The sequence below is a fragment of the Clostridium sp. CAG:43 genome, assembly GCF_000434655.1.
GTDB classification, from domain to species: domain Bacteria; phylum Bacillota; class Clostridia; order Lachnospirales; family Lachnospiraceae; genus Otoolea; species Otoolea fessa.
Genome location: NZ_FR895090.1, coordinates 2,154 through 10,938 on the forward strand (window position 1 = coordinate 2,154; position 8,785 = coordinate 10,938).

Below are 8,785 nucleotides of genomic sequence, written 5' to 3' on the forward strand. Positions count from 1 at the left end.
ATAGGAAATTTCAAGGAATTTCCTATGACACAAAAAAACGTCCCCAGATAATAGGGACGAATGAAATGCCAGATTTCTGCCAAATGCTCTGTTTTTCTCGGAAAACACGCAAACATATGCAGCACCAAACAAACAAACGCTGCTCCCGCTTGTGCGGGATTTGTACAAAAACAGTGACCGCCGTGCCCTTGCTCTCAGTCAATCGAGGCATGAACGGTTCCGTTTTCATATGGAACTATATCAAACTAAAATTAAATATTGCTGATATGGAATATATTCTACACTTTTTTAATAAATACGTCAACCATTTTTATAGACTACGGTCTATTTAATAAAAGCTGCGTAAAAATAGCATAAAAGAAATAAAATTCTTTTCCTTCAACCTATTGATGATTTGATTTTTCTATACTATAATAAACATCATACGCTTTAAAGTGTGAAAATCTTTTAGACAATACAGGAGGATGAAACTCATGGGATTTGAATATGTCAGCAAGCTGCCGACCCCGGACGAGATTCGTGCACAGTTTCCACTGGCACCGGAGCTGGCCGCAGAAAAAGCTCGAAAGGACGCTGCTATCCGTGACGTCTTTACAGGCGACAGCGACAAGTTTCTTGTCATCATTGGTCCGTGCTCTGCTGACCGGGAAGATGCGGTTATTGATTATGTAAACCGTCTTGCCAAGGTACAGGAGAAAGTGAAGGACAAACTGATTCTGGTTCCTAGAATCTACACCAACAAACCTAGAACAACCGGTGACGGCTATAAGGGACTTTTACACCAGCCAAATCCGGAAGGTAAGCCAAACTTATATCAGGGTCTGATCGCGATCCGCAAACTTCATATGCGTGTGATCGAAGAAACCGGCTTCTCGACTGCAGACGAGATGCTATACCCGGAAAATCTGACCTACCTTTCCGACGTTATGTCCTATGTTGCAGTCGGCGCACGTTCCGTTGAGAACCAGCAGCACCGCCTCGTTGCCAGCGGCATCGATGTACCGGTCGGCATGAAGAACCCGACCAGCGGCGCACTCTCCGTCATGCTGAACGCCGTACACGCAGCACAGCACGGTCATGAGTTCATCTACCGCAGCTGGGAAGTAAAAACACAGGGCAACCCGCTGACCCACACCATCCTGCGTGGTGCTGTCAACAAGCATGACCAGTGCCTGCCGAACTACCACTACGAAGACCTGAAGCTGCTCTTAGACCTCTACAACGAGCGTGATCTGAAGAATCCGGCCTGTATCATCGATGCAAACCACTCCAACTCCAACAAAAAATACATGGAGCAGATCCGTATCGTCAAGGAAGTACTCCACAGCCGTCGTCACTCCGACGATATCCGTAACTTCGTCAAAGGCGTCATGATCGAGAGCTACATCGAACCAGGCAGCCAGAAAGTCGGCGAACACATCTACGGAAAATCCATCACCGACCCGTGTCTGGGATGGGAGGATTCCGAGCGTCTGCTGTATGAAATTGCTGAAGGATTGTAAAATATAGAAATATGCAGAAAAAAAGTCCGGTGGAAAAGCTCCGCCGGACTTTTTTTCGTTAGGAATTCGGATTTCAAAAAGGTTAAAGGATTAAATCTTTTGTATCATGCATTTATTATGGTTATAGTATATCATGCCTATCTCCAAAATGTTTGTATTCTCTTTAAATAAATTATGAAGAAATTCTTAAGATTCACCATTTCGATGCAATAAAAATCGTCTTTCCTGCATTATATTAATTTAACGCTCTTTTTTACTGCACATCCTTAAACAGATCACAGAAATCAAAGGTCGCAAAATAATCCTTCGGTGTCTCTGCCCGGCGGATCATCTCCACGGAACCATCCTCTTTCAGAAGCAGTTCAGCCGAGCGCAGCTTTCCGTTGTAGTTGTAGCCCATCGAAAAACCATGTGCGCCGGTATCATGGATGACAAGGATATCGCCCATATCGATCTTCGGAAGCATCCGGTCAATCGCAAATTTATCATTGTTCTCGCACAGGGAACCGGTTACATCGTATTTGTGGTCACACGGCTCGTTCTCTTTTCCCATGACCGTGATGTGATGGTATGCGCCGTACATCGCCGGGCGCATCAGGTTGACTGCACACGCGTCCACACCAATATACTCTTTATAGGTGTGTTTCTCATGGATTGCCGTTGTCACAAGGCAGCCATACGGCGCCAGCATGAAACGTCCCATTTCTGTATAAAGCGCTACATCGCCCATGCCAGCCGGAACCAGAACTTCCTCATAAACCTTGCGGACGCCCTCGCCGATTGCAAAGATATCGTTCGGCTCCTGATCCGGGCGGTAAGGAATGCCAACGCCGCCAGACAGGTTGATAAATTTAATATCTGCGCCGGTCTCTTCTTTCAGCTTGACCGCTACCTCAAACAATACCTTCGCAAGCATCGGATAATACTCATTTGTAACCGTATTGCTTGCAAGGAAGGCATGGATACCGAAATGTTTCGCACCTTTTGCTTTCAACACTTTGAATGCCTCAAACAGCTGCTCGGTTGTCATACCGTATTTCGCATCGCCTGGGTTGTCCATGATATCATTGCTGATCTTGAACAGTCCGCCCGGATTGTAACGGCAGCTGATCGTCTCCGGAATATAACCGATCGTCTTCTCCAGGAAATCAATGTGCGTAAAATCATCAAGGTTGATGATCGCGCCCAGCTCGGCAGCCATCTTGAACTCCTCCGGCGGTGTATCGTTGGAGGAGAACATGATCTTCTCGCCATCGTACTTCATCGCCTTTGCCATCATAAGCTCTGTCAGCGAAGAGCAGTCCACGCCGCATCCAAGTTTCTTTAAAATATCAATTACAAATGGATTCGGTGTTGCCTTTACAGCAAAATACTCTCTGAATCCCTTGTTCCAGGAAAATGCACGCATCAGGCGCTCGCCATTCTCGCGGATTCCCTTTTCATCATACAAGTGGAACGGTGTCGGGTATGTTTTCTTGATCTCCTCCAGCTGCTCCCGTGTTACAAATGGTTTCTTCTCCACTTTTACATCCTCCGAACTAAAAATCTACATATAAAACCTAAAAGTCTGGACTACCGGGAACATACACTACTCCCGGCACGCCCAGACTTCTTTGTCCTGCTACTATTTATACACCAAAACCCGTGTTTTATCAACTGATTTCCCGAAAAACGCCCAAAAATGGGCGGTATTTTTTCTCGTTTTCTCCGCCAGGACACAAACTCCGGACAAATTGTATCATTTTCCAGATACATCTATGAACCGGGCACAGATTCAGGCGCAGAATCCAGTTTCTACTCTACCACAATTACACGCATAATATTCGTATCGGCTACCGGTTCATGGCGGTTGGCACGTGTCACCACACCCGCGGTTGCAACCACAATTTCACCCTCTTTGACGATACCTTTCTCTTTCAGCAGTTCCACCGATGCAAATAAGAGTGCATCCGTCGATTCAGCGCGTTTTGCATGGAACGGCTTAACACCCCAGTAGAGCTGCATCTGGCGGACAACCGTCATGCTCGGGGAAAGTCCCGCGATCAATGCTTTCGGACGCCATTTCGAAAGCATTCTCGTCGTAAATCCGCTGACACTCGGAGCCACAATGACCGGCGCTTCCAGATCGGAGGCGGTCGCTACGGATGAATAACATACCGTATTGGATATATTTCGAAGATTTTCTGCCGATACCTTTCTTCTCTGGTAGAACATATAATCCAGATATTTCTCCGACTCCTCGGCGATCTGGCTCATCATGCGGACTGCCTCGATCGGGTAACTTCCCATCGCCGTTTCTCCGGACAGCATGACCGCATCAGTTCCCTCGTACACTGCATTCGCCACATCCGATACCTCGGCACGCGTCGGACGCGGGTTGCGGATCATTGAATCGAGCATCTGAGTCGCCGTGATAACGACCTTGCACGCCAGGTTACATTTGCGGATGATCATCTTCTGGATGTGCGGAACTTTCTCTGCCGGAATCTCCACGCCCATATCGCCGCGAGCTACCATGATGCCGTCGCTCGCCTCAATGATGGAATCAATATTTTCAATTCCTTCTTCATTCTCGATTTTCGCGATAATCTGCATGGCAGAACCTTTTTCATCCAGAATCTCCCGGATCTCGCGGATCGCATCGGCATTGCGGACAAACGAAGCCGCCACAAAATCAAAGCCTGCATCCACGCCGAAACGAATGTCTTCCTTATCTTTATCGGTCAGTGCCGGAAGCTTGACACGTACCCCCGGTACATTGACACCCTTCTTCTCGCCCAGCTCGCCGCCATTTTCAATCCGGCAGACGATATCTGTTCCATTGACCTCCCGCACGTGCAGCTCGATCAGACCATCGTCAATCAGAATGCGGTCACCCGGCTTTACATCCTCCGCCAGCCCCGCATAGTTGATGTAGCCGCGTGTCTCATCACCCACGATCTCCTCGGTCGTCAGTGTATACAGATCGCCCTCTTTCAGCGTCACTTTCTTTCCATCTTTTAATTTGCCGGTACGGATTTCCGGTCCCTTGGTATCCAGAAGCGATGCGATCGGAATCCCCAGCTCCTCGCGCACACTCTCCAGAATCTCCAGACGATGTTTATGCTCCGCATGATCGCCATGCGAAAAGTTAAAACGTGCGACATCCATGCCATTTAACGCCAACGCCTTCATAATCTCCCGGTTATCGGTGTTTGGTCCCATTGTGCAGACAATCTTTGTCTTTTTCATTCTGTCATTCCTCCTCATATTCTGTCATTTATCGAGATTTTTCCCATCAGTGAATCATTTATAACCTCTTTTGTATGCTTCATCCAACCTATTTAAATCCCCTGCAAAAAAACAATCCACCGCTCGATTCTATTTAGAATCTTTCAATTCTTCTTCCGTCACATGTTTATGCGTATACAGGTGATCCATGCAATATTCCATATTTCCCGCACATTTCGAACAATAGCGGAACTCCAGGTTCGGATCGTCCTTCTCGGTACGTCCGCAGACCGCGCATTTGTGGCGGGTCAGGGAAATTTTCTGGATCTGTGCTTTCTGCATCTCGTTTTTGAACTTCTGCTTGCGGACTGCCTCTTTCGGGCTGATCTTCCGGTAGTTACGCGTCATCAGGAAGAAAATGATAAAATTGAGCATCGAAACAACAATCTCAATTTTCGCGATAATGCCACCCGTTAAGAAGCTGTAGACCAGAAGCGCTCCGTACATCATTCCAAGGTATTTCGCCCGGATCGGAATGAAAATCAGAAGGAACTGCATCTCCGGGAAGGTGCAGGCAAACGCCAGAAACAGCGATTCATTTAAGTAATACGGGGACATCGGCACCGAAAAGCCGGTCACACCGTACACCAGGAATGCCGCGATGATGTGTCCCAGCACGCCCATAAAGAAAAACATATTAAATCGGAAGGTTCCCCACACGCGCTCCAGCGTCGATCCAATCGAATAATAGAGATACATCGCGAGCAGCGCAAAGAGGACGCCCGACTGAGGCGGGCATACGAGAAAGGTCACGATTCTCCATACCTGTCCCCGCAGGATCGCCGCTGCATCAAGCGCCAGATACTGCACGTAAAAATACGGATTAAACAGGCTCATCACAAATCCAGCCGCATACATCATGATGATATAGTACATCAGATTCGGGATCGCAAACCGACCGAATTTGCGCTCTAATTTTCTAAAAAAATTCATAATTCACATCCTTTGCCGTTTTCCTTTCATTATAGAGAGCGGCGGATTCTTTGTCAAATTATATTCTCACTTCCACCACGTTATCTTACGGCACATTCGGTTCCAAAAGTGCCTGCCTGCGATCTGTAACGGCTGCATTCCAACTCAGAAAAAGCGGTATTTTTCACACAGAAAATGCCTTTCCTTGTACAGAGCACATTCTCCCATTATGCGCAATATTAACAAATTTTAGTCATTTTTAGCATCTTTTTAACGCACCCTACTAATTGTTTTCTTCCTTATTCTATGTTAAAGTATAGCCGAATACATGTGTAGTACAAAGGAGGGAAGGGGCACTGCCCCGATTGTACATGAATTCCTGTAAAAAATTAGGAATCGACATCGGTTCCACAACGGTTAAAGTATCTATTATTGAAGATGGCGGTAAGCTTCTTTTCGCCGATTATAAACGTCATTTTGCAAACATACAGGAGACGCTCGCGGACCTGCTCCGTGAGGGTGAAGAGAAACTTGGCGCACTGACCGTCGAGCCGGTCATCACTGGTTCCGGCGGTTTAACACTTTCTAAGCATCTGGGCATTCCATTTGTCCAGGAGGTTGTAGCGGTTGCCACATCCCTGAAGGATTATGCCCCGCAGACCGACGTTGCCATCGAGCTTGGCGGCGAGGATGCGAAAATTATTTATTTTACCGGCGGCATCGACCAGCGTATGAACGGAATCTGCGCCGGAGGCACCGGCTCTTTTATTGATCAGATGGCTTCGCTGCTTCAGACGGACGCATCCGGTCTTAATGAGTACGCGAAAAATTACAAGGCAATCTATCCGATCGCGGCGCGCTGCGGCGTTTTCGCCAAGACGGATATCCAGCCTCTCATCAACGAAGGCGCAACCAAAGAGGATCTGTCCGCCTCCATTTTCCAGGCGGTTGTCAACCAGACCATCAGCGGTCTGGCATGCGGCAAGCCGATCCGCGGCAATGTTGCATTCCTCGGCGGTCCGCTTCATTTTCTCCCGGAGCTGCGCGCGGCATTTATCCGCACCCTGAATCTGGGACCGGACCAGATCATTGCCCCGGATCACTCGCATCTGTTTGCGGCGATCGGCGCGGCGATGAACTCTGATCCGAAGACGACTGCCAGCCTGCACGATCTGATCGAACGCCTGTCCCACGGCATCAAGATGGATTTCGAGGTAAAGCGGATGGAACCCCTCTTTACGGATGAAGCCGACTATGAAGATTTTAAGACACGCCATGCAAGCCACAATGTCAAAAAAGCTGATTTAGCGACCTACGAAGGCAACTGCTACCTCGGCATCGACGCCGGTTCCACCACAACCAAGGTGGCGCTCGTCGGCGAGGATGGCTCTCTTCTATACCGCTTCTACAGCAACAACAACGGCAGCCCGCTGGCGACGGCGATCCGTGCGATGCAGGAGATCCATGACCAGCTTCCGGAGAAGGCACAGATCGCTTATTCCTGCTCCACCGGTTACGGCGAGGCGCTCTTAAAGTCTGCCCTGATGCTGGATGAGGGCGAGGTTGAGACGATCTCCCACTACTACGCAGCGGCGGCATTTGAGCCGGATGTAGACTGCATCCTCGATATCGGCGGTCAGGATATGAAATGCATCAAGATCAAGGACGGCACCGTAGACAGCGTACAGCTCAACGAAGCTTGTTCGTCCGGCTGCGGCTCCTTTATCGAGACATTTGCTAAATCATTAAATTACAGCGTACAGGATTTTGCCAGAGAGGCGCTCTTTGCCAAAAATCCGACCGACCTCGGTACCCGCTGTACTGTTTTCATGAACTCTAACGTCAAACAGGCGCAGAAAGAGGGAGCTTCCGTCGCAGATATTTCTGCCGGACTGGCTTACTCCGTCATCAAAAATGCCCTGTTTAAGGTTATCAAGATTACCAATGCCTCCGACCTCGGAAAACACGTGGTCGTGCAGGGCGGTACCTTCTACAACGATGCGGTTCTCCGCAGTTTTGAGAAGATCTCCGGCTGTGAGGCAGTCCGCCCGGACATCGCCGGTATCATGGGTGCCTACGGTGCAGCTCTGATTGCCCGTGAGCGCTACGATGCTTCCAAGACAACCACGATGCTGCCGATCGACAAGATCTTAAGCCTGACCTACAAGACGACGATGGCGCGCTGCCAGGGTTGTACAAACCACTGTGTCCTGACGATCAACCGTTTCGACGGCGGACGTCAGTTCGTTACCGGCAACCGCTGTGAGCGCGGTCTGGGCGGCAACAAACAGAAAAAAGACATTCCGAACTTATTTGACTATAAATACCACCGTATGTTCGATTATGAACCGCTAACCGCCGATCTGGCGCCGCGCGGTACCGTCGGCATCCCGCGTGTCCTGAATATGTATGAAAACTACCCATTCTGGGCGGTCTTTTTCAAGGAACTAGGTTACCGCACCGTTCTGTCCCCAAAATCGACGAGACAGATCTACGAACTTGGTATTGAATCGATCCCGAGCGAATCCGAATGCTACCCGGCAAAACTCGCGCACGGTCATATCGAATGGCTGATCCGCCAGGGACTGACCTACATTTTCTATCCGTGCGTTCCTTACGAGCGCAACGAAACCCCGGAAGCGGGAAATCACTACAACTGCCCGATGGTCACATCCTACGCAGAAAACATCAAAAACAACGTAGAATCCCTGACGGATCACAAGGTACATTTCCGGAATCCGTTTATGGCATTTACAAATGAGGAAATCCTGACAAAACGTCTGGTCGAAGAATTTACCAAGGATCAGGCAATCCCGGAGAAGGAGATCCGCGCCGCCGCTCACAAGGCATGGCAGGAACTCATCGCCTCCCGTCAGGATATGGAAAAGAAGGGCGAGGAAGTCATCGCCTGGTTAAAAGAAACCGGACACCACGGCATCGTGCTGGCAGGCAGACCGTACCATGTAGATCCGGAGATCAACCATGGCATTCCGGAACTCATCACTTCCTACGGTTTTGCCGTGCTGACCGAGGACTCCGTCTCCCATTTAGGACGCGTTGACCGTCCGCTGATCGTCACCGACCAGTGGATGTACCACTCC

5 protein-coding genes are annotated in these 8,785 nt (G+C 49.1%); 2 read left to right on the plus strand and 3 right to left on the minus strand.

The annotated features are described in order from the left end of the window. Nucleotides 1-473: 473 nt before the first annotated feature. Nucleotides 474-1,502: a 3-deoxy-7-phosphoheptulonate synthase gene (locus tag QVO97_RS07085; RefSeq protein WP_022359660.1), complete on the plus strand. Its 1,029-nt coding sequence runs from the start codon at nucleotides 474-476 to the stop codon at nucleotides 1,500-1,502. A gap of 253 nt (nucleotides 1,503-1,755) precedes the next feature. Here the strand turns inward: QVO97_RS07085 and QVO97_RS07090 are convergent, their stop codons facing one another. The 3 genes from QVO97_RS07090 to QVO97_RS07100 all read right to left on the minus strand — a co-directional run bounded on the left by QVO97_RS07090 (nucleotide 1,756) and on the right by QVO97_RS07100 (nucleotide 5,705). After that, the gene (locus tag QVO97_RS07090; RefSeq protein ID WP_022359661.1) at nucleotides 1,756-3,024 is read right to left on the minus strand and encodes a diaminopimelate decarboxylase; all 1,269 of its coding nucleotides are present in this window, start codon (nucleotides 3,022-3,024) and stop codon (nucleotides 1,756-1,758) included. Between the two features lie 272 nt (nucleotides 3,025-3,296). Then, on the minus strand, nucleotides 3,297-4,751 hold the full coding sequence (gene pyk / locus QVO97_RS07095) for a pyruvate kinase (protein ID WP_288189282.1): 1,455 nt from the start codon (nucleotides 4,749-4,751) through the stop codon (nucleotides 3,297-3,299). 111 nt (nucleotides 4,752-4,862) lie between these two features. Then, complete coding sequence (locus QVO97_RS07100; RefSeq protein WP_022359663.1) at nucleotides 4,863-5,705, minus strand: rhomboid family intramembrane serine protease; 843 nt, start codon at nucleotides 5,703-5,705, stop codon at nucleotides 4,863-4,865. 350 nt (nucleotides 5,706-6,055) lie between these two features. Here QVO97_RS07100 and QVO97_RS07105 point away from each other — a divergent pair. After that, nucleotides 6,056-8,785, plus strand: a 2,730-nt coding sequence (locus QVO97_RS07105) for an acyl-CoA dehydratase activase-related protein (RefSeq protein ID WP_288189283.1), incomplete at its 3' end; no start/stop codon positions are given.